The following is a 22,933-nucleotide window of genomic DNA, read 5'->3' on the forward strand; positions in this document are numbered from 1 at the left end:
CAAGTTTTCAATGGTGGAAATCGTAACCAGATCCGTAGTACCAAGCTTCTAGACGACGTTTTTGCCCAAAACTAGGGTTAGTGAATAGGAGATTTTTAGCTAGGGGGTAGGTTAAACTGTAGCCCGCTAAGTTGGCATAATGTCCCAGCCATTCTAGCAAAGCGGGTAGGCCAATTTGGGGCAATAAAGGTAACACTATGAACGGATTTACCCTCGGCAAAGTTTGGGTTAGACCAGACCATTGAATTACATCTTGTAAAAAAGGCCCCATGACTTCTTGCCCTTGCCGATCCATGACAGTAAAAACCGCATTCATTAAGCGATTAATTTGATCTGGATCTGGTTTTTGTCCTACTTTAACTCCCATGGTTTGTTGAAATAACCAAGTAACCCCAATATTAGGTTGGTAGGGTTGCAAAAGAGCTAGATCCGCCGTGGTCAAATAATCCCCTGCCAGAGCTTCGCCAATGGCCTTAGTTAACCGTTGTAAATGGCGTACCATAGCGCCGAAACCACCAAAACTCACGGGGGATTGACTGCCGGCACTATCCCCCACGGCTAGTACCCGATCCCAAGGAAAATGTAGGGGACTAGATTTATAGGCCGGGAAAAAACCAGATAAAAACCGTTGCCATTGCAGTTGGTCTAGATTGATTTTTTGATACTCAGGTAGTAGACGAAAATATTCCTCAAAAAGAAATTCTAAACTGATGCGTTCTGGATGCACATCCACATAGGTAAACAGATAGGTGGTGCGGCCATCCCGAGCAGGAAAAGCTTCCCAAAAGTATTGGCAATGATTGGTAATTCCCGTAGTGGTGGCAATTAAATCTCCAGTTTCATTATCAGAATAACCCTGGGCGCAACTACCAACCACTAGGCAAACTCCATCAGGTATTTCTCCCTGTCGAGCTTGATTTACCAAAGGAGAACCGTGCCCCATGGCATCAATGAGTAAACGGCTAGTGAGCTTTTTTTCAACTTGATTTCTTCCATCATGTTGGTAACTAATTGCAACTCCATCGGGGTGAATAATTACCTTTTGAAAAGCACTATGTTCTAGTAATTTACCCCCGGCTTGGAGAAACTTTTGCTTAAGATTTTCTAGTAAATAAACTGGGTCTATCCCCACATTTAAAATATTTTTCACCCAAAATTCTTGCCCTCCATGAAAAGCAATGCGGCCAGGATTATATTCGCTGGTGATCGCCGTTTCCAATTCCTCTGAAGTGAGCAGTTCTAACTCAACAAAAGTTTGTAATTCTTGGCGGGAAATATTCCATTCCTGGGCCCGACCTTGCAATTTACCCCTTTCAATGACAACTACCTGCCAACCCCTTATTTGCAAACTAGCGGCCAACAAAATTCCCAGGGTACCACCGCAAATCACTACGTCAAAATCCGTTTCTCCCAAGTTTGTATTGACTTTTTGAGCTACTTCCATAACCGGAAGTAAATTTCCTTGGCATAGGGCTTGCCAACGCTGATCTAAACGCCGTAGGTAACCCAGGGCATCCCCTGGCGCAGAATTCAGTTTAGATTCCACAAAGGCTGTGGGCGTAGTTGCATAGTTCATCTAATTAGTTTTTTCGCTAAATTTCCTGAGCAAAAATCAAGATACGTTCGTATAATTTGGAGCTAACACGAAATCCTGCTTGATTGATCAAATCATCAATAACGGGTTTCACTTGTGGAATAAGATTTATTTGTTTGGCAACAAGCAAAACTCCCAAAATTCCGACTATTGATAATCCTAGGCGGGTAGCTTCCCTTCTGCCCAAACGCTCATCCATCAGTAGGTCATCAGCCTGTAAATCAAGGGCTAGGGCTATGGCATGGGCTTCTCCAGCATCAAGTCCCCGTTCTTTTTGTAGTTGTTCGGCTAATTCATAACTAGGGGCGCTAAGCAAGCGAATTTTAATCCAATCTAATTGCAGAATTAATGAAATTTGGGGATTGGTGGCGACGGCAATTTCACTAGCGACGGCTTCTGGAATGATTACACTTTTGTAAATTGCTTGTAATAACCAAAGATGATCTACAACAGCAAGATTCGCCATGGCGGAAGTGTCGCTAACAACAATCATAACCAACTGCGAATTTGCAAGTGCTGAATGTCCTGTTCCAATTCCTCCACATCGTAGTGAATACAAATTCCTCGGTCTGATAAAAGTTTTTGAAACTCCATAATTTCCATGGAGGAAATTTTGCTAGCCCTAGCCAGAGAAATGTGTTCTTGTTCAAATAGGGCAATGGCAATTTCCCGGAGCCAATCATTTTGGTCAAAGTCTCCTATCTGATTTAATCTATCCGGTAGGTTTAAGGTGATTTGCATTGGACAACCATTAGCCATTACCCTTCAATTCTACTGTTATGCCGTTGCCATAGCCACGATCGTCAAGAGGGTATTGATGAGGTAAAAAGAGCCCACAATTTGGGTTTCGGTCCAGCCACTTAATTCTAAATGGTGGTGAATGGGAGCCATTTTTAACAACCTTTTGCCGACGCCATCAGGGCCTTTGGTGGCTTTGTAGTAACCCACTTGGGCGATGACGGAGAGGGATTCTGCCAGAAAAATGCCGCTGATCAACAGCAGTCCCCAGAGGTTGCCGGTCATAATGCCCACCGCAGCCAAACTCCCCCCTAGGGCTAAAGAACCAGTATCTCCCATGAATACCCGGGCAGGATTGTGGTTATGGTGTACAAAACCAATACAGCCACCGGCCATGGCACAGCAGAAAAAGGCTAGTGCTGGATTTTCTTTCGCCACCAGTAAACCCAATCCCACAAAGGCGATCGCCCCAGTTCCGGCCGCCAAACCATCCACTCCGTCGGTCAGATTGGTCGCATTACTTTCCGCCACTAGGGCAAAGATAGCCACTAACCAAAAAAGGAAACCCAGGGGTAAGACAAATTGCATAATGCGAATGTCCGTAATTTCCGTTGGCCCATAAAAAAATAGCCAAGTGCAAAAAATAACGGCGATCGCCACCTGCAAAAATAATTTTTGTTTCGGGGTTAAACCCTTATTGGATTTGTATTTTAAAATCTGCCAGTCATCCACCCAACCGATCGCCATATAGCCCAAAGTCACCAAACCCACCACTATGACATCGGGATTAAACTGGGTTCCCACCACGGCGATCGCCACCGCCACCGGCACAAAGAAAATCCCCCCCATGGTAGGAGTACCGGCCTTTTTCAAATGACTTTGGGGTCCGTCGGACTGAATCACCTGACTAGCTTTCAGGTTTACTAGTATTGGTACCACCGCCATACCAATGAGAGCCGTAACCAAGGCCGTAAAACCAAGGGCAATCAGTAATTTTCCATTGCTCAACCATGGTATATCCGCCCAGCTACTCAACAGGGCCATCAGGGCTAAAGCCAATGCCCAGAGCAGGATTAGTAAGGTTTTGCCACTGGGGTTTTTCCAACTGGGAAGGGACGAAGATTTTGCGTTGGCCATAGTCAAAAAATTAGTTCAGGGGTTGATCAATGACGTTTTCTCCATCAGACTAACATCAAGGTTGCTGGCCTTTGGCTGTCGATTTTGCTGACAGATTTAAATATCAAGAACCATGCCCTTAATTACCAAACTAAAAAAATATCGACGAAAATATCAACGCTTCTTCTGGCTCGGCTGTGTTGTTTTAGCGCTACTACTGATCATTCCTCACCCCAGCCAAGCCCAATTCGTTATGCCCCAAGGTTTTAGTGGCCAGGGCAGTGGCTATAAACCGCCGGAAGTTTCCCGGTATGGTCCCATCGAAGTGGCTCCGGTACGATCGCCCGTTGACAACGGTTTTCTGTTTGATGTGGCCTCCCCCACTGTGTATAACCGCCAAGAGAATACCAGCCAAATTCCTGTGGAGCAAAGGGCTCAGGACATTGAAAGCAAATTAGAACTGGCTATTTTCAGACGGGATATGAACCCCGATGACCTAAGGGTAGAAACTTCCCGGCTCAACAACGTGGTGGTGGTTACTGTTAGCAATGACGATTATCCCCTCCCCTTGGTGCTAGCTTCCGTTACGGAAAACGATGCAGATTTCAACGGCCAACCCATTGATGTTTTAGCGGAGCAATGGCGGGAAAAACTGGATAAAGAAATTCGGCGAGGCCAAGCTAGTACTACCCCAGAAGCCCTAGAACAATCCTTCAAACAGGCTTTTCAAATATTTGTAGCCCTATTGGTGGCAACGGTCATTGTTGCTAGTATCAAACATTTAATTTCCCGGCATCGTCAACGACTCCTCAATCGTAAACAGGCGATCGCCGCTGAAAAACAAGCGGAGTCCGAACTGCTGGAAAAAAATCACCCCGACCCCATAGAAATTAATTATGCTGCCCCGGAAATTTTGGGGGAACAGCAACGGATATTTTGGCAAAGATTACCTCAAATACTCAGTATCGACCGCAAAATCGGCTTTTGGAAATTTATCCAGTGGCTTTTGTTCTGGGTGATTGTCCTTGGTTGGTACTTTGGCTTGTTCGCCATTTTTCGACAAATTCCCGGCTTAGCCACCCTCAGTGGCGCCATTTTGGGTCGCCCTTTGCAATTGCTAATGCTGTGGTTTTTTGTTGGTCTAACTATCCGTATTAGCCATCGCATCATTGAATTACTAAAAGACAATTGGCAAAACACTAATTCCGCCAGCTTCAACAAATTTATCAATCTGGGAGATGACCAACGGCGAGATCTGCGTATTTCCACCATCTCTGGGGCCATCAAAGGTATGGTCACGGTGGTTATCAGTGCTAGCGGTTTGTTAACCGCCCTGACTATTCTGGGCATTCCTACCGGTTCTGTGGTTGCCATTGGGGGTTTATTGGCCTTGGCCATTTCCTTCGGTGCCCAAAGCTTGGTCAAGGATTTGGTCGATGGATTTCTAGTATTAGCCGAAGACCAGTATGCCATTGGAGATGTGATTGATGTGGGCTTCGCCGCCGGGGGGGTGGAAAATTTAAACTTACGGGTGACTCAGTTAAGGAGTGCCGGGGGAGAACTGGTTACCATCCCCAACAGTGCCATTACCCAGGTTAAAAACCTGACCCGTTCGTGGTCCAGGGCTAATTTGAGCGTCAATGTAGCCTACGACACTGACCCCGTCAAAGCCATTAATGTTCTACGTCAAGTGGGGGAAGACCTGTACAACGACCCGGAATGGCATGAAAAAATGCTGGCAGTTCCCGATGTGTTGGGCATCGATAGTCTTACCCATGAGGGCATGACCATCACTATCTGGATTCAAACAGCCCCCGCTCAACAGTGGTCCGTGGGTCGAGAACTGCGTTTCCGTGTGCGCCAGGCCCTGACGGAAAATAACATCGAAATCGGTGCCCCCCGGCAAATATATGCCCATGCAACCAACACCACTAACGGGGCTACCAATCCCCCCTTTAATGCCCTTGAGTCCGCTGTGGAAAGCTAGTGTTTAGTATTAGTCTTCTCCTAGGTATATGCCCAATGACTTGGCCGTTTTAACCATAAAACCATCCCTATCCACCGGGAAAGGACAGCGATTTTCCTGGTGACATTCTTTAATGATGCTGATAATTGGTTTAAGGTCAGCGTGTTCCACCTTCCCACTGCGCCAGATCACCACCTGGTCATAAATTTCCTGTTCGATCAACTCCACTGCCCTAATTCCAAACACCGTGGCCAAGAGGCGATCGAACGATAGGGGGGTCCCGCTCCGTTGTAAATGACCCAGGGTTGTGGCTCGAATGTCTAGACTTACTAGATCGCAAAAAGCGGGATCTTTAATGTCGCAAAGATGTTGACTAGTTTCACTGATTTTTTCTGCTAAGTAGTCGGCGATATGTTTGTTTTTCTTATTATTTTGATCGTGGACACCCTCTGAAATAACTATTAAAGCAAAATGGCGGCCAGACTTCCGCAAATTCATTAGTTGATAACAACAATTGCGGATAATTTCAGAAGTCAAACAGGGGGTAATTTCGGGAATTAAAATGATATCGGCTCCGCCGGCAATGCCTGCATGGAGAGTCAAATGCCCCGCATCCCGCCCCATGACCTGGACAATGATAATGCGTTCATGGCTAGCGGCGGTAAAAGTCAGGTCGTATAAGGCTTGGGTAACAATATCCACCGCAGTGCTAAATCCCACTGCCAGATCCGTAAAGGGCACATCATTGTCAATGGTTTTGGGAATGGCAATAATATGCCAATTACCTTTTTGGGCTAAATCATAAATAATGTCTAAACTACCATCGCCACCAATAACAATTAGTGCTTCCAGGTCAAGTATGGCATAACCCTTGAGAATGGCTTCGGCGATCGCCGGTTGCTCTGGATGTCCCTTACTTAAGGACCCTAAAACACTACCGCTGAGAAATTGCAATACATCTAAGCCTTTGAGCATCCCGGGTAGAGCATAGCCATGTTTAGTTAACAGTAAATCCTCTGCCTGGTATTTTCCGTGGGCAACTTCAACAAAACCATCGGTGCCGTAGGGAATACCATAAACCTCCCACCCCTTAAGAGCTGAGGCCTTAACCACTGCTCGGATGACGGCATTGAGGCCAGGACAATCACCACCACTGGTCAAAATTCCAATACGTTTTGTGCCCATACCAAACCCCCTTAATTTGAGTCTTTCTAACTCTTTCAATAGCTGACCCATGGTCAAAATCGAACCCCAATCTATCGCCAATCCCTAATCCGGCGGTTTACTAACCCACTGGTTCAAGGGGATCAAGCGCTTTCCAAATAGGGGCGTAGGTCTGCAGAGCTTTGACATATTGAACCCGCTCAAAAGCAGTGGGATCGGGGCAATTAAGTTGACTCATACTGCCTTGCATCTGCTGTACAGATTCATATTCATGCTCCTCCATCCAACGGGCTAAACTATTTTCCAATGTGTGAATATAACCGATGCCGTGGCGCAATAGGGCACTGACCAATTGGGTGATTTTTGCCCCCGCCATTAATACCTTGACCAAATCCACTGTGTGCAAAATTCCACTGGTGGCGGCTAAGTCGCAGTCAATACGCCCATATAAAATCGCCAGCCAATGTAGGGGAAGGCGCATACTTTGGGGAGTGCTGAGCAGAATATGGGGATAAACTTCTAGGCTTTCTAGGTCAAAATCTGGCTGGTAAAAACGGTTAAATAAAACTAATCCATCAGCGCCATAATCGGCAAACTTCTTGGCCATATAGGCCATATTGCTAAAGAAGGGTGAAATTTTAACAGCAACGGGAATTTTAACTTCATCTTTAACCGCTTTAACAATGTCAAGATAATTTTTTTCCACCTCTGTGCCTGGCACATCCAAATCTGTGGGTACGTAGTAAATATTAAGTTCAATAGCATCGGCCCCAGCCCCCTCCATTTGTTGGGAATAGTCTAACCAGCCGCCTAGGGTAGAACCATTTAAGCTGCCAATTATAGGAATATCTAAACTCTCTTTAGCCAGGCGAATATGGTTGAGATACTCCTCAGAACCGACATGAAAAACCTGGGGTTCAGGAAAATAAGTCAGAGCTTCAGCAAAACTATGGGTGCCATGGGTGAGATGGTAGTACATTTCCAGTCTTTCTTGCCGCAATTGCTCTTCAAAGAAGGAATGTAAAACGATCGCCGCCGCACCACTGTCCTCCATTTTTTTGAGATTGTCCAACTCCTCCGTCAAGGGGGCACAGGAACCGACCACTAGGGGAGATTTAAGATTTAAGCCGAGGTATTGAGTAGTGAGATCCATGGTTTAAATACCTTTTTGATTTTGCGGTTTATAGTAATAATTGATTCGATTTGGATAATCTTAAGGGAGCTGGCAAGGGAGATAGCCAAAATCTAACACTTGCTCCTTTGTAAAAAGTGGATCTTCCGGAAATGTATCTTTTGGCAAGCCATAGTAAACAGATACCACTTCCCTGGAGTCTTGATAGGCTTGTTCAAACTGCTCATCCCAAAACTCTTCTAGGCTAGGACTACTTTCTAGCAAAATCTTCAGTTGGATTCGACCAAATGATAACTTACTGCGATGTGATTCTACGTTATCTCTATCCTCTAAAGAAATTAACGGCTTTTGAAAGATTAACAGATGATGAAAAATTTCCTCGAGGTGTTCATATAATTGTCCAACTTCTTCGCGAGCCAAACCATCAATTTCTTCAATCAAGTTATCCCAATCAATCATTGTTAATTGACGAGATTTCAGTAAATTGGTTGTTGCTAACAACCACTGATAAAAATCCTGCTCATAAAGAGCTTTCATGTCAACTTGGGTAGGCATCAATATCTCCTTGGAATTGGAATAAAGTAAGAAAAGAGGCAATTTTGCAAAAAACAATATTTAGGGTAATCAAAATTGCCCCCCTAATGCCGATTCTAAACAGATTTAGCAATTACCTCCGGAGATGGGGAAACACCATGGTTGTTACCGTTAATTTCCCCACCCAGAGAACGTTTCGCCAGATATTCGTACATGGCCCAGCGAGTGTTCACATCCCCTTGAGCTAACTTCATTAGGCGTTTGGCCTCCTCTGGTTGACTGCGGGTGAGCATGGCAAAGCGATTTTCCGAATAGACCGTTTTGTCAATGGCTACTTTTGGCGATCGCATATCCAATTGCAGGGGATTTTTACCTTCATCCGCCAACAAAGGGTTATAGCGGTAGAGCAACCAACGACCGCTGTCCACCAACTCTTTTTGATGGTTCATGGCGGTGGTCATATTGATGCCGTGGGCAATGCAGTGGGAGTAGGCAATAATTAACGACACACCGGGATAGGCTTCCGCTTCCATAAAGGCTTTAATGGACTGCTCATTTTTGGCTCCCATGCCGATACTGGCCACATAGACGTTGCCGTAGGTCATGGCCATTAAGCCCAAATCTTTTTTGGGAGAGGGTTTACCCCCAGCGGCGAATTTAGCTACAGCGGCCCGGGGAGTGGCTTTGGAGGCTTGGCCACCGGTGTTGGAATAGACTTCCGTATCCATCACCAAGATATTGACATTACGCCCACTGGCGAGGACGTGATCCAAACCGCCGTACCCAATGTCGTAGGCCCAGCCATCGCCACCAATAATCCAAACGCTTTTCTTCACGAGGTAATCCGCTACAGAAAGGAACATTTGGGCTTGGGGAGTTTCCAGATTTTGCAAACGTTGCTTAACCTGTTCTACCAATTGCCGTTGCTCAAAAATGTCTGCTTCGGTGGCTTGGACGTTATTAAGAATTTGGGTAACCAAACTATCCCCCAACTCCCCGGCAAAGGTTTTTAGCAATTCCCCTGCAAATTCCGTTTGCTTGTCGATCGCCACTCGGAAACCAAGGCCAAATTCAGCGTTATCTTCAAACAGGGAATTGGACCAAGCGGGACCGCGACCCTCAGCATTTTGGGCCCAGGGAGTTGTCGGTAAGTTGCCGCCATAGATGGAAGAGCAACCGGTGGCGTTGGCCACTAACATGCGATCGCCAAATAATTGACTGACCAGTTTCAAATAAGGGGTTTCCCCACAACCGGCACAGGCTCCAGAAAATTCAAATAACGGCTCCTGCATCTGTTGATGGCTGATTTTGTTCAAATTCAAACTGAGGCGATCGGGGTTGGGCAAATCTAGGAAAAAGTCCCAATTCTCCCGTTCCTGTTCCCGCAAGGGTAACTGGGGAGCCATATTGATCGCCCTTAAACGAGGCTGGGATTTATTTTTAGCCGGGCATACGTCCACACAGATGCCGCAACCGGTGCAATCTTCCGGGGCTACCTGGATGGTGAACTTAGAACCTTGCCAATCATGGTCTTTGGCATTGGTAAATTTGAAACTGACCGGAGCATTGGCCAATTCTGCCTCCTCGTAAACTTTGCCCCGAATCACAGCATGGGGGCAAACAATGACGCATTTGCCGCATTGCACACAGACATCGGGGTCCCAAACAGGAATTTCGTGGCCCACGTTGCGTTTTTCCCATTGGGTAGTGGCGGTGGGATAGGTGCCGTCGCAGGGTAAAGCACTGACCGGGAGATCATCCCCTTGGCGGGCCATGATTTTTCCTAACACTTCCCGCACAAACACCGGGGCGTTATCAGGCACCACCGGCCGCATAGCAGGGGCATCGTCGCTCACCGTTTCCGGTACGGACACTTCATAGAGATGGGCCAGGGTGGAATCCACCGCTTTAATATTCATCTCGACAATTTCCTGACCCTTTTTGCCGTAGGTTTTTTGGATCGACTGCTTAATTTTGGCGATCGCCTCTTCCCGGGGCAAAACTCCTGCTAAGGCAAAGAAACAGGTTTGCATCACCGTATTGGTGCGGCGACCCATGCCCGCATCCCTGGCCACATCATTGGCGTTAATGGTGTAAACCTTGAGGTTTTTGTCAATAATTTCCTGTTGCACCTTGCGGGGAAACTGTAGCCAAATTTCCTCCGGGCCGTAGGGGCTATTGACCAGGAAAACGCCGCCATCAACGGCTGGTTCCAACACTTCAAACTGTTCCAAAAATTCCCACTGGTGACAGGCGACAAAATTGGCTTGGCTAATCAGGTAAGTGGACAGGATGGGATTAGGGCCAAAGCGCAGATGGGAAACGGTTACAGAACCGGATTTTTTCGAGTCGTAAACAAAGTAACCCTGGGCATAATTGTCCGTATCTTCGCCAATGATTTTGATGGAGTTCTTATTAGCTCCCACTGTGCCGTCGGAACCGAGACCGTAGAAAATTGCCCGGACGACAGAATCTGCTTCCGTGGAAAAACTGGGGTCATAGTCAATGCTGGTGTGGCTCAAATCATCGTTAATGCCTACGGTGAAATGGTTTTTGGGGTTGGTTTGATTTAGATGGTCCAACACCCCTTTAACCATGGCGGGGGTAAATTCCTTGGACGACAGACCGTAACGACCACCAATAATTTTCGGCATCATGCCCGCTTCAAAAAAGGCCGTCAGTACATCCTGATAGAGGGGTTCCCCAATGCTCCCTGGTTCCTTGCACCGGTCCAGCACCGCTATTTTTTGCACCGTTTTTGGTAGAGCATTAACCAGGCGATCGCCAGCGAAGGGTCGATAGAGGCGCACTTTCAGTAAACCGACTTTTTCCCCTTGGGCCGTGAGAAAATCCACCGTTTCCTGGACCGTTTCCGCTCCAGAACCCATCAGCACAATCACCCGTTCCGCCTCGGGATGGCCGAAATATTCATAGGGACGATAATGGCGGCCGGTGAGCTGGCCAAATTGCTCCATCACCTGCTCCAGCACGTCGGGATAACTGGCATAAAAAGGATTAACCGTTTCCCGCGCCTGGAAATACACATCCGGATTTTGGGCCGTACCCCGCAACTTCGGGCGATCGGGGGTCAAAGCCCGTTCCCGGTGGGCTAGCACATCCTCATCCTTAATCAAACCACGGAGTACTTCCTGGGGTAAAAGCTCAATTTTTTGTTCTTCGTGGGAAGTGCGAAAACCATCAAAAAAGTGCAGTCCTGGTATCCTGGTGGCAAAGCTGGTGGCCGTGGCAATGAGGGCAAAATCGTGGGCTTCCTGGACAGAATTGGAACTTAACATGGCAAAGCCCGTATTTCTGGCCGCCATCACATCACTGTGATCCCCAAAAATAGATAGGCCCTGGGCCGCTAAAGAACGGGCCGCCACATGCAAAACCATGGCTGTTAATTCCCCAGCAATTTTGTGCATATTGGGCAACATCAACATTAAGCCCTGGGAAGCGGTAAATGTTGTGGTCAAAGCTCCCGATTGCAGAGCGCCATGGACAGTACCGGCGGCTCCCCCCTCGCTTTGCATTTCCACCACCAATGGTACGGTGCCCCACAAATTGGGCCGGTGTTCTGCTGCCCAAGCATCGGACCATTCCCCCATGGGCGAGGAAGGGGTGATGGGATAAATGGCAATCACCTCACTGAGCAGGTAGGCCACACGGGCCACCGCTTCATTACCGTCGAGGGTGGCATAGGTAGGTAAACTCATAAACGAATCGTCCTCAAAGGTTTCTGCAATGGCAACAAAAGCCAAAAATATGAAACAAAGCAGTCAAGTTTGTTAACAGTTGGGGATACTGCCGGGGGTTAATGGAGCGCTAAAAAATCGTTGAAAATAACACTAATGCCAAGAAAAATTAAACAACTTCAAGATTGTTTTTGTTGATTCTTAATTAAGGCCGGGGAAAGAGATAGCCCAAAAAACTTAGTCGAGAAATGGGGCTGCGAATTAGTCGTCAACGATTGGTGTTTGGTCATGGCGTTCTCTCTGGGTCTTAGTTTTATCTTGAACCCAAAATCAAAAAATGGAACACTTTCTTATTGTTTTTTAACGAGATCAAATACTGTGAAGTTTTGTAATTGCTCCGTGGCAAGAAGAAAATTTTGCCTTAGCTATTGTTTGGATTTCATGACAGCAGCAACATCCACCCGATTGTTGACAATGCTTGGACAGTACTCAGGCTAATTAGTTGATCCAATTTCAGCGACTTATTCCAATCACAATTTACAGCCAAATTAACTATAGTTTAAAAAATCGAATTAAAACCTCTGTCAAAATAGATTTTGGCAGCATTCACCTTACCAAATCAAATCTAAATCCAACACAAACATCGGTAAAACATTTTCCCCTGATAAATTGCTCGGATTTTTTACTACTTCCATCCCTTGACCCTGACGATAAATTTCTACTTCCTTACTTTGACGATTAATTAACCACCCCAACCGTGTGCCATTTTCTAAATATTCCTGCATTTTTTCCTGTAGGGGCTTTAAATTGTCGCTGGGCGATCTTAGTTCAATCACAAAATCAGGACAAAGAGGCACAAAGCCTTGTTTTTCTTCCTGTGTTAATGCTGTCCATTTTTCCAGGGAAATCCACGCCGCATCGGGGGACTTATCCGCACCATTGGGAAGTTTAAAGCCCGTGGAGGAATCAAAAACCTTACCAAGCTGATACTGTTTATTCCAGTGTCTTAATTGATAATTAATTTCGGAATTCTTTTCGCCAGTTTCCCCACCCGTAGGGGGCATAATGATTAAATCTCCCTGATAAGTTCTCTCAAACCGTAAATCACTATTATTTTGACAAAGCTTATAAAACTGCTCGTCGGATAATTTTAAAGAATCCATTTTTATCTTTAGTGGACTCATAATTGTTCTCCCAATCATTGGGGGGCAAGCACAGGCTTCTAGTCTAACATCAAGACTTTAACTGCGTTGTGTTGTTTTGAGGATTGATTTACGGTGACATAACAGAAGTTTTTGCGTCGATCGCCGTTTGGCCATTCACGATTAATCGGGGGTTAACAACATCAATCGGTCGGGTTCCAGATGTATAGACCAAGGCTGGGGACAATGACGTAAAATCTGCCATTTTTCTTTAAATACCTCCGCCTGGAGGTGATAGTCATCGGTATCAACGGGAGGAATCCCTAATTTTAAATAAACCGTCATGCGATGGGGAGTTTCACTGGTCCACACCACCCAACCAGGAAAAGTATTGACCGGAGATTGATGGCGATCGCCAGAATCTAGAAACCGAATTTGATGGGCCCGAATCCCGATGTGGGTTTGGTCGGAAGAAACGGGTTCCGTTGTTTGTAAGGTGCATTGCCAGCCCAGGGCCCGGACAGTATGGCGATCGATGGCTTGAATGGGAGAGTAATTTTTGCAACCCGTTAGTTGGGCAATGGTCAGAGTCCCAGGGCGATCAAAGATGGCTTGCTTGTCCCCAGTAGCTACCAATTGACCTTGGCTTAGTACGAGTAATTTCTGACAAATCCGATAGGCTTCTTCCAGGTTATGGCTGACGAAAAGGGTGAATCCTTTATAGCCAGAAAGGATTTTGAGCAACTGTTTTTCCAGTTCATAGCGTAGATGGGTATCCAGGGCAGAAAAGGGTTCGTCTAATAACAGAACATTGGGTTCCGGAGCTAAAGCCCGGGCCAGGGCGACCCGTTGTTGTTGGCCACCGGATAGCTGATGGGGATAACGATCGCCCATTTTTTCTAAATTTACTAAAGTCAATTGTTCTTCAACCCGGAGCGATCGCCGTTGGGGGGAGAGGTGCCGCAGACCAAAGGCAATGTTCTGGGCCACGGTCAGATGGGGAAATAGGGCATAGTTTTGCAACACTAAACCGACTTTCCGTTCATGGCTCGGTACATTGATATTTCGTTGTGAATCAAACAAAGTTCGACCATTAAGAATAATCTGCCCCTGGGTCGGAGTTTCTATCCCCGCAATGCAACAGAGCGTCATGCTTTTACCAGAACCCGATGCCCCTAACAATCCCACCGTTTCCCCTTGGGCAGTAAATGTAACGTCTAAACTGAATTGCGCTAACTGCTTCTGAATGTTGACCTGGATCCCTGGCTCCACTTCCCCTAGCTTTGGGTAATGAGAAGAGGAATTTTCCCATCCATTGTTTTGGAATAAAACAGTTAACCGATGCTCCTGGGGCTGAGGGTTGTGAATTTTATCTTCATAACGTCTTTGCCAGATATTGGCAGCCATAATGCCAGCCAGGGAGATGACAAAAATAATGCCTACCCATAACCAAGCTTCCCCCATGGCCCCCGCTTCCACAGCAAAATAGATGGCCATTGGTATGGTTTGGGTTTGCCCCGGAATATTGCCCGCCAGCATCAAAGTAGCGCCAAATTCCCCCAAGGAACGGGCAAAGGCGAGGGTGGTGCCAGCCAAAATACCGGGTAGGGACAGGGGCATTAAAATTCGCCGAAAAACTTCGCCCCTAGAAGCTCCCAGGGTTTGGGCAACTTGCAACAGATGGCGATCAACTTGCTCAAAAGCTCCCAACGTTGTTTTGTACATTAGGGGAAAAGCAACAATAGTGGCGGTGATAACAGCGGCATACCAAGTGAAAACGATGGTGATATCAAACTGAGCTATGATTTTTCCCAACGGGCCATTTTTGCCAAACAATAACAGCAGCAAAAAGCCGACTACCGTGGGGGGCAAAATTAACGGCGCAATAAAAATCGCCTCAACCAAAGACTTTCCCGGCTGGCGATCGCCTAACATCCCATAGGCTGCTGCAATGCCAAGGAAACATGTGACCACGGTTGCTAATCCAGCGGTTTTGAGGGAAATCCAGAGAGGAGTTAGGTCAATGACCGTCATGGGGCAATGTCGAACAGTTAAGGCAGTTTACGGCAATGGCTGATTATTCACCCGGGCCAAAACCATATTGACTGAAAACTTTCTGGGCTTCTTCACTGGCAAGAAATTGGCCATAGGTGCGGGCTGCTTCTGGTTGGGTACTGGCCGCTATCACGGCGATCGGATAAACAATGGGGGCGTGCAAATTAGCCGGGGCTTTAACCACAGTTTTTACTTGATCGGAAATTTGGCCATCGGTGGCGTAAACTACCCCTGCATCGGCATTGGCGCTTTCCACGGAGCCTAGAACACTCCGCACCGAATTGCCGTAAACAAACTTGGGCTTTAACTGATCCAAAATGCCTAGATTTTCAAACACTTCCTCTGCATACTGCCCAGCGGGAACACTGCGGGGCTCCCCCACGGAAATGCGCCTAACGGCGGGGTCAGTGAGTTGCTGAAATTCGCCAATCTGTAGGGCGGAATCCTGGGGCACAACCAACACCAAACTATTGCTGAGTAAATTGCGACGGGTATCGTTAATGATTAAATTTTTTGCCTGCAACCCATCCATTTGTTTAGATGCGGCGGAGATAAACAAGTCAACGCTAGCCCCCTGCTCAATTTGTCGTTGCAGTGTGCCAGAAGCGGCAAAGTTGTAATTCACTTCAATGTTGGGATGGGTCGATTCAAACCGTGGGTCTAAAGCTTCCATTGCATCCTGCAGGCTGGCCGCCGCCGACACAGTTAGGGTAATGGACTCTTTTGTTGGGACAACGAAAGTTTCTGAACTGGGGAACGATTGGTTAAACGAAGAAACTCCACACGCAGTCAATAAACCCACTAGGATCAGTAGCCAAAACCAAGCTAGTTTCATTTATTTCATCTTGAGATTTTTTTAGATTTTGGCGATCGCCTGCCAGAGTTCTGTCCGTAAAGGTTGCAGTTCATTGTCCAACTCCGGAGCGAGGATGGGGGAAGGCAACATAAACGGGAACCAAGTTACCAGGGGAAGATTTTCCGTCACTTGATAAAAATCGCTGGGGTTGGGCCCATCAATGTGGCGCAGATTAACCCCAAAGCCCAACCGCTGACGACGGTACTGGAGTATGGGAGCGTAATCCCTCAGCCAAGTGTAAAAATCCGGCGCTTCTTGTAGAGAACGGAGGGTTTGTTGCAGTAAAGGTTCTGGCATAGGCGTTCCATTAACCTGGAGCCAAGCTTGATTGATTAACTCCTGGGCCTGGGCTGGATTTTGCCAAGCCTGTACCAATTTGGCCGCCGGATCGGGCAAAGCAGGGAGATATTCTTCAATACGCTCTGAATTTTGGCTCAATGCCAGCAAGACCTGACTCTGGCGATCGCCAACTTGGGTTAACTCTGCTTCCGCCTGGGAAAATTGTCCCAACCACCAATAAATTCCTCCCTGAATTTGTCCCAAAAGATTTTGAAAATTGGCATCAGTTTGGTTACCCTGCCGCAGTTGGTTGAGGGTCGACTGTATTTTTTCAATCAAAGGCGGATAAAGTCGAGCAAAATTAGGATCGTGCCACACTGGATTAGTAATAAACAAAGGATCCCGCAAACATTCCATGCTAAAAGCGTCAATGGCCAGGTCTAACTTTTGTTGTACCAATAGACTCAGCCCTAGGCCAAAGAATACCCCCCGTTTGGCCGGCACCAACTGACTGGCGGTGGCAAAAGCTTGACTCGCTTGGCTGGGATTTTGCCCCAGGGTCAACCACCCCAAATTGTTATGGGTAAATTCCTGGTGGGGAGACGCTTCCACACTCCTCTCAAAAGCGGCGATCGCCTTGGTTACCAATTCCTGCCGTTGTTCTGGATCTGCCGTGGTCAAAGCAATGTTGCCCAAATTCCAACCCAATTGGGTGGGGTAATAGGGTTCCCAGGGAGCAAGATTTTCCGCTTGGGAAAGGTAATCGGTGAAAGCTGGTACATTTTCTGCTTCTAAAGCCCGGAACGCTATTTCTGACAGTTGCCAAGCCCGCAAAATCGGAAATAACCACACGGCGATCGCCACCAGGAAAGCAATGCTAGCAAAAAACACTGGCCGGGCGAAACGACTAGGATTTGGTATTACTTGATGGGAAGGCCAAAGTTGTAGTAAACAGGCAAAATAAATAACAATAACGCCGCTAATGCAAACATTGTCCAATTGATAGTCAGTTAAACTGGTTACTCCGTAGGCTAACAATGCATTGGTGAGGGTCAAAATAAGAATTTTTACTACGTTTGAATCAACATCATTACCTTTAGTGTTAACTATATTTTGTTTGATTAAACTGCGAATTAATTGCCAAATTAAACCAATGGTTAATAGTAAAGGAATTAATAGACCCCAGATTCCCAATTCTGCAAATAATTGCGCTGGAGTGGAATGCAGTTGGTAGATAAATTCTGATTCCCGCCCCGCCCATACCGGTCGGTAAACTTGATATTGCAGAGGCACATTGCCCAGGCCAATGCCAGTCCAAGGATGGGCTGACCCCATGCGCCAACCAATTTCAAAATTAATTAAACGATAGGCAAACTGTCCCGCCCCTTGCCCTCCCATAATGCCAGTGAAGCTAGTAAGCAAACGGTCATTCGTACCAATAAAAATTCCCACCACGGCGATCGCCAAAGTGCCTAGGCCTAACCACCATCGCCAGGGCAATTGACAGAGCAGACCAATACCGATAATAACTAGTAACAATAAAGTAGCTAAACCTAATAGTCCCCCCCGGGAACTGGTGGTATAAAAATCAATTAATCCCAGTGATAAGGCAACGCTCCAAAACCAACGTTTTTTGCCTTCATTGAGCCAAATTAAAACACTCAGCAAAGGCAAAATTAACACTAGGTAACCCGCCAAATAGTTTTGGTGGCCAATGGGAGCCCAATTTTGTAATTCTAGTATCCCAAAAGTAAAAGTTTTAGTAATGCCCATTTCCCTGGCGATCGCCGCTGATTGCCAAAAAGGAATGAGGGTTTGGGTAAACCACAGCAAAAGGCTAATGACAATAAAGGCAAAACCCACATAGCCTTGAAAAGTCAATAACTTGTTAATGCTTACCAGGGGGTTGGTTTGAACTTTTAGCCAACTTCTTAGTCCATATAAACCGGCTAGAAAAGCGCAAAACATCCAGCCATACCAACGGGCCTGGTGGGGAAATTCCGCCCCTACCACACTTAGCATTACGGCGATCGCCAACGCCACCATTAACCAGTCGAACCCTAATCCGAGGGAAATTAAGCGCTTATTTTGTCCGATTTGCCACAAACACCACAGCGCAGTTAACCAAAACCAGGTCTGCCAAACAAAGACCCAGGGCCAACCCACCATCAAGCTATGGCTATTAGGTAACAGGGTGAATAGCCCATAGAGTAAGGCCGTCAATAGTCCCAACAATCGTCCTGGGTTACTGGAAGGGGAAGTGGATGAAGGGGAACTAACCGGAGGAGAGGATGAATCGGCGGCCATACTGGGCAATACTCACAGGAAAACACCTTTCCCATTTTGCCCTCTTCCCAGAAAAAAACCGCCCCGGAGGACGGTAATCAGATTTTCGTGTGTGAGGAGGAAATCGCGTCGAGTTCTGCTTATTTCTTAACCTCACTGTATCTACGATTCTAAACCAAAATTTAGGGCCCTCCACTCACCCGATTGAGTGAATCGCGGCGATCGCCTAGATGTTAGACTTGCCTCGGCCCCATCGATAATGTCACCTTAACCAACACATTTTCCAAATTAATCGACCATGGCTAAGAGCAAGGCAAAGTGGGAAAAAGGAACTTTAACCTTCCGTCTTGACCCTAAATTTTTTCTGTTCATGGGCTGCTGATTTTGCCGTTTCCATTGCATCGAGGAGTCCTTTTTCGGGGGAACGCTCCCCAATACCTATATCCGCCGTAATCTTTCCCTGCTCAAAGCCTAGGGCTAACCTTTCCCGAATAAAATCTGCTTGGCTAATATGGCACTCAATACAAAGAATGGCAAATTCCCTTTCCCCAATGCGAGCACAGAAGTCATCCTGGCGACAAATGGTTTTAATGATCTTGGCAGCCCGTTGCAAGATTAAGTCGTTAATAGGCTCTTCCCCTTTGGGCTCCGCTGCTTCCAGCTCAACAATAATGACACTGACCGGAAAGCCAAATTTCTGACAGCGAATTTCCTCACTGGCTAACAACTTTTCCCAACCCGAAAGGCTATAAAAACCAGTAGTTCCATCCCGTTCCTTCAGAAGTTGTTGATACTCTTCCCGCCGGGAAGCTATTTCCGCTTTGAGAAAAAAATCTAGGATAGTACTCAGCAGTTGGGCGATGAGTTCCACCAAGGGCAACTCGTCCACCAAACTATCGGGCTGAATTTCGGGATCAATGGCACAAAGGGTACCAAATAGGGAACCGTTCCCATAGGTTATGGGCACCCCCACATAGGCTCCGATGTCCACCTGCTGGGCGATGGGGGCATTGCGGTAGGCTTCCACCAAGTTCGATTGGGGAGCAATATGGGGTCCTTCTCCCCTCACCATGCGGGAGCAAAAGGAATCGGGCCAATGGAACACATCCCCCCGCTTAACTCCGTAACCATTGTCCTGAGCCTGGAGTACGATCCAGTTATCTACCTCGGTGCGAGTGATCATCCACAGGGATAGCCCCATTCGTTGATGTAAATAGGTCAATGTTGCCTGGGCCGCACTATCAAAGTCAGGAAAGGAAGTGGTGGTGAACATCGGCTTGTCGGCGCCCTAGGATGGATTGGTAGATTCTGTTAATTCGGGAAGTTGAGAGATTCGGGTATTTGCTTGGCATATTCCCAAATGATTGTCCCTGCCTCCATTTTAGCTATGTTGTTGTTATGGGACATAAAAAAACCTCCCCACAGGAAGGTTTCTCGCCACAATAGGTCAGGCTGGCATAGTCTATAGATCGCCGCCTCGGAAGGCTAGCACAAACACCACCGCCGGCCCAGCAAGAACAATCAGGCCCAAAAAAGTCAACTGAAAAATAGGTTCTAAATTGAGTGCGGCTAATAATTCCATAATTTCTCCTGTTAAAAACTGCTGGCTAGACTCAACGTAAGCAAGGATAATAAAACCAATGTCTATAATAGCTGGGTTGGTTTCGTCCCCTGGACTTGCCGTCATAAAAATACATAAAGTTATGTGAAGAAGGAGACCGGCCATGGCAACTTGGTATTGCATGCAGGGGTGTGGTGCTTGTTGTAATCTCACCCCAGAAGACCGGCCGGAGTTGGCCGAGTATCTCACCCCGGAGGAGTTAACCCTCTACCACAGCCTAGTGGGGGCAGACGGTTGGTGCGTTAATTACAACCATGGCGATCGCCTCTGCCAGATTTACGAAGATAGGCCCAGTTTTTGCCGGGTGAAACCAGATAACTTTGCCCGGATGTTTGGCATTGCTCCGGCGGAGTTCGACGAATTTGCTAGCCATTGCTGTGAAGAACAGATTGAAGGGGTTTATGGCCCCCGCAGTAGGGAATTAAAAAGCTATCGCCAGGGATTACCGAAGTTTGAGTTAGATAGCCATTTTTAAGCTATTTTTAACTGTTCTCGATGATTTCGTCTGGTTAAACGGGGTCTAACAACTCAAAGAAGCGGTAATGGGCCAGACCGTCCAGAATACCGGCGGCGTAACGTTTTTCGGAAAAATAAATAGGTTCGATCTCCCCTAGATTAGAAAGTTCCTCATGGTGACGGTTAGCCACGACGACGGAAAGGGTGTTACCCCGCATCATATCTTCGTCGGCCCCCGATCCTCCGGCGGTGAAAACGTGCTCCAGGGGAATATTCCACTGTTGGCTCAACCAACGCACTGCGTAACCCTTAGAAGCTCGGATGGGCAAAATATCCAGAAATTGGCCAAAGGAAATGATGGTATTTACAGTTTGTTCCCCTTTATGCAACAGTTGCCGGATTTCTTCTAGGCTAGGGGCGATCGCCGCATCGTAGAAATAGCTAATTTTATAGGCGCTCAGTTCTTCCTTGGGTTGGAGGGCTAAACCGGGTAATTCCCCCAAAATACGCACAATGGCGTTACGGTTCCACAAATAATCAATGTGATTGCGCCAACTCTGGTCGGGGATCAAATCCGGGGAAGAATAAATTTCCGTGCCCATGCTGGTGATCAACATATCCGGTTGGGGAATGCGATACTCCCGCAAAATTTTCAGCACCGAATCCAATCTTCTCCCAGTGGCAATGCAAAAGCCGACATTTTTTCGATGTTGATACAGCACTTCCAGTAATTCGTCCAACGTCTGGCGATCGCCCGGTAATCCCCCCTGTAATGCCCCCAGTAAATTTTGGTCCAAACTAGTAACCAGGGCACCGTTATAGTACAAAGTCCGCCGCCGCTTTAAATCACTACGTTTCAGCACTGAAGTCTGTTGGGTCAGAGCGTTGATGGCTTCTAAATAACTTTCAACGTGGGAAGGCCAAGAATAATGGCGCTTAACTCCCTCTAGACCACTTTCAGAAAGGAATTGCCATTGTTGTTTGTCGTTTAGTACTTTGAGCAATTTATCCGCAATATCCACTTCATCGAGGGGATTGATTAGATAGCCATTCTGACAATTTTTGATAATATCCACCGGGCCCCCATCCTCCGTGGCCACAATGGGCACACCACAGGCCGCCGCTTCAATCAAAGTTAAACCAAAGGGTTCCGTCAAAGCCGGATTGATAAATACTCCCTGGGACAAAGCAGTGAGGCGAAACAAAGCATACACATCCTCCGCCTGATTCTGTTTGGGGTAAGCCACTTTGCCGTAGAGATCGTAACGGTCAATGGTCAACAGTAAATCCGTCAGTACTTCCCTCGGCCCCTGGTCTAGATCCGTGATGTCATCCCGATTGCCCGCCACAATGACCAAATTGGCCTGGGCCTGTAACTGCGGGGACTGGCCATAGGCTGCAATTAATTTATGGATATTTTTGCGGGGATCCGGTCGGGACAAAGCGAGGATAATAGGCTTACGGGGATGCCGTAGAAATCGTTGCAACTCTTGAACAATAGGCGTTTCCCACTCATTCCCTTTGGGGGGATAAAACTTTTCTAAATCAGTGCCGGGGGGAATAACCAACATCTGGTCTGGCTGGTAATAGTCGTATTGGGCGTACTGTTCTGCGATTTCCTGATGGGTACTGGTAATCACCCTCGCCGCTGATCCTAGGGTTTCTTCCTCCGCGTTAATCCGGCGGGCCATATTGTAACGGCTTTCAATTTCGTCGGCTTTAATCCCACTGAGCAGGAGACGGGTGCGCTTACTACGACCCAGGGAATGTCCGGTGTGCACCAAAGGAATACCCAATTGGTGAGAAAGTCTGGTGCCCACGTAACCCGCATCGGCGTAATGGCTATGGATGACATCGGGCAGTTCGGGCTGTTCTTTGAGATAATCCAGGGCATGGTCAGCAAAATTATCCAAATAGTCCCAGAGCATTTCCTTGGCAATATATTCCTCCGGGCCGCACTCAATGCGAACAATCCGGGCCCGATCGCCAATGAGTTCTCTAGGCTGGGCATAATCTGCATCTACTTTGGGATCTTTAATTAAACGGGTCAGCAAATCCACCCTGCCCACCTGGGGATTTTTTACCAAAGCCCGGGCCAGCTCCAACACATATTTGGTTTGTCCGCCGGTGTCTGCATCTCTGCCCAACTCAAGGTTTTCTCCCCGAATTAAGCCATGGACACTAATTAGTAAAATGTATTTTGATGAATAGCTCATAAGTTTTACAAATTACTATAATTACCGCTGAGGGATGTCACAGGGTACCATGGCAACGATTTTAACCCCTGCAATTAATGAAT

General features: G+C 47.0%; 17 protein-coding genes. 2 read left to right on the forward strand and 15 right to left on the reverse strand.

Going from position 1 to position 22,933, the window contains the following annotated elements; translation table 11 throughout:
- Positions 1–7: 7 nt before the first annotated feature.
- Genes BWK47_RS16675 through mraY form a run of 4 tightly spaced genes read right to left on the reverse strand, consistent with a single transcriptional unit; the run spans position 8 to position 3,469 of the window.
- Positions 8–1,576: an FAD-binding oxidoreductase gene (locus tag BWK47_RS16675; protein WP_162329535.1), complete on the reverse strand. Its 1,569-nt coding sequence runs from the start codon at positions 1,574–1,576 to the stop codon at positions 8–10.
- A gap of 16 nt (positions 1,577–1,592) precedes the next feature.
- Complete coding sequence (locus tag BWK47_RS16680; RefSeq protein WP_162329536.1) at positions 1,593–2,087, reverse strand: DUF3368 domain-containing protein; 495 nt, start codon at positions 2,085–2,087, stop codon at positions 1,593–1,595.
- Complete coding sequence (locus BWK47_RS16685) at positions 2,084–2,353, reverse strand: UPF0175 family protein (RefSeq protein ID WP_162329537.1); 270 nt, start codon at positions 2,351–2,353, stop codon at positions 2,084–2,086. The genes BWK47_RS16680 and BWK47_RS16685 overlap by 4 nt, the downstream gene beginning before the upstream one ends.
- A gap of 18 nt (positions 2,354–2,371) precedes the next feature.
- Positions 2,372–3,469, reverse strand: coding sequence for a phospho-N-acetylmuramoyl-pentapeptide-transferase (mraY, locus tag BWK47_RS16690; RefSeq protein WP_162329538.1), 1,098 nt, complete (start codon positions 3,467–3,469; stop codon positions 2,372–2,374).
- 112 nt (positions 3,470–3,581) lie between these two features.
- Here mraY and BWK47_RS16695 point away from each other — a divergent pair, with 112 nt between their 5' ends.
- Positions 3,582–5,435: a mechanosensitive ion channel family protein gene (locus BWK47_RS16695; RefSeq protein ID WP_162329539.1), complete on the forward strand. Its 1,854-nt coding sequence runs from the start codon at positions 3,582–3,584 to the stop codon at positions 5,433–5,435.
- Positions 5,436–5,444: 9 nt separating this feature from the next.
- Here BWK47_RS16695 and BWK47_RS16700 read toward each other — a convergent pair whose 3' ends face one another.
- The 10 genes from BWK47_RS16700 to psb30 all read right to left on the reverse strand — a co-directional run bounded on the left by BWK47_RS16700 (position 5,445) and on the right by psb30 (position 20,283).
- Positions 5,445–6,599: an ATP-dependent 6-phosphofructokinase gene (locus BWK47_RS16700; protein ID WP_162329540.1), complete on the reverse strand. Its 1,155-nt coding sequence runs from the start codon at positions 6,597–6,599 to the stop codon at positions 5,445–5,447.
- 100 nt (positions 6,600–6,699) lie between these two features.
- On the reverse strand, positions 6,700–7,731 hold the full coding sequence (locus tag BWK47_RS16705) for a dihydroorotate dehydrogenase-like protein (protein WP_162329541.1): 1,032 nt from the start codon (positions 7,729–7,731) through the stop codon (positions 6,700–6,702).
- A 60-nt stretch (positions 7,732–7,791) separates the two neighbouring features.
- Positions 7,792–8,265, reverse strand: a complete 474-nt coding sequence (locus BWK47_RS16710; RefSeq protein WP_162329542.1) for a DUF29 domain-containing protein — start codon at positions 8,263–8,265, stop codon at positions 7,792–7,794.
- A 95-nt stretch (positions 8,266–8,360) separates the two neighbouring features.
- On the reverse strand, positions 8,361–11,960 hold the full coding sequence (gene nifJ, locus BWK47_RS16715; RefSeq protein ID WP_162329729.1) for a pyruvate:ferredoxin (flavodoxin) oxidoreductase: 3,600 nt from the start codon (positions 11,958–11,960) through the stop codon (positions 8,361–8,363).
- 590 nt (positions 11,961–12,550) lie between these two features.
- On the reverse strand, positions 12,551–13,102 hold the full coding sequence (locus BWK47_RS16720; RefSeq protein ID WP_237269709.1) for a Uma2 family endonuclease: 552 nt from the start codon (positions 13,100–13,102) through the stop codon (positions 12,551–12,553).
- A gap of 162 nt (positions 13,103–13,264) precedes the next feature.
- On the reverse strand, positions 13,265–15,115 hold the full coding sequence (modB, locus tag BWK47_RS16725; RefSeq protein ID WP_162329543.1) for a molybdate ABC transporter permease subunit: 1,851 nt from the start codon (positions 15,113–15,115) through the stop codon (positions 13,265–13,267).
- A 43-nt stretch (positions 15,116–15,158) separates the two neighbouring features.
- Positions 15,159–15,971 carry a molybdate ABC transporter substrate-binding protein gene (gene modA, locus BWK47_RS16730; protein ID WP_162329544.1) on the reverse strand — a complete coding sequence of 271 codons (813 nt, stop codon included), beginning with the start codon at positions 15,969–15,971 and terminating at the stop codon, positions 15,159–15,161.
- A gap of 21 nt (positions 15,972–15,992) precedes the next feature.
- On the reverse strand, positions 15,993–18,578 hold the full coding sequence (locus BWK47_RS16735) for an O-antigen ligase family protein (RefSeq protein WP_162329545.1): 2,586 nt from the start codon (positions 18,576–18,578) through the stop codon (positions 15,993–15,995).
- Positions 18,579–18,891: 313 nt separating this feature from the next.
- A complete protein-coding gene (locus tag BWK47_RS16740) occupies positions 18,892–19,830 on the reverse strand; it encodes a GAF domain-containing protein (protein WP_162329546.1) in 939 nt (312 codons plus the stop codon).
- Positions 19,831–20,019: 189 nt separating this feature from the next.
- Positions 20,020–20,283, reverse strand: coding sequence for a photosystem II reaction center protein Ycf12/Psb30 (gene psb30 / locus BWK47_RS17445; RefSeq protein ID WP_428960990.1), 264 nt, complete (start codon positions 20,281–20,283; stop codon positions 20,020–20,022).
- Between psb30 and BWK47_RS16750 the strand changes: the two genes are divergently transcribed.
- Positions 20,282–20,653 (forward strand): YkgJ family cysteine cluster protein, encoded by a 372-nt coding sequence (locus BWK47_RS16750; protein ID WP_162329547.1) that lies wholly within the window; start codon positions 20,282–20,284, stop codon positions 20,651–20,653. The two genes, psb30 and BWK47_RS16750, sit on opposite strands and share 2 nt — an antisense overlap.
- A gap of 34 nt (positions 20,654–20,687) precedes the next feature.
- Here BWK47_RS16750 and BWK47_RS16755 read toward each other — a convergent pair whose 3' ends face one another.
- Positions 20,688–22,850 carry an HAD-IIB family hydrolase gene (locus tag BWK47_RS16755; protein WP_162329548.1) on the reverse strand — a complete coding sequence of 721 codons (2,163 nt, stop codon included), beginning with the start codon at positions 22,848–22,850 and terminating at the stop codon, positions 20,688–20,690.
- Between the last annotated feature and the right edge of the window lie 83 nt (positions 22,851–22,933).

Source organism: Synechocystis sp. CACIAM 05, assembly GCF_010222815.1.
Lineage (GTDB): Bacteria > Cyanobacteriota > Cyanobacteriia > Cyanobacteriales > Microcystaceae > Synechocystis.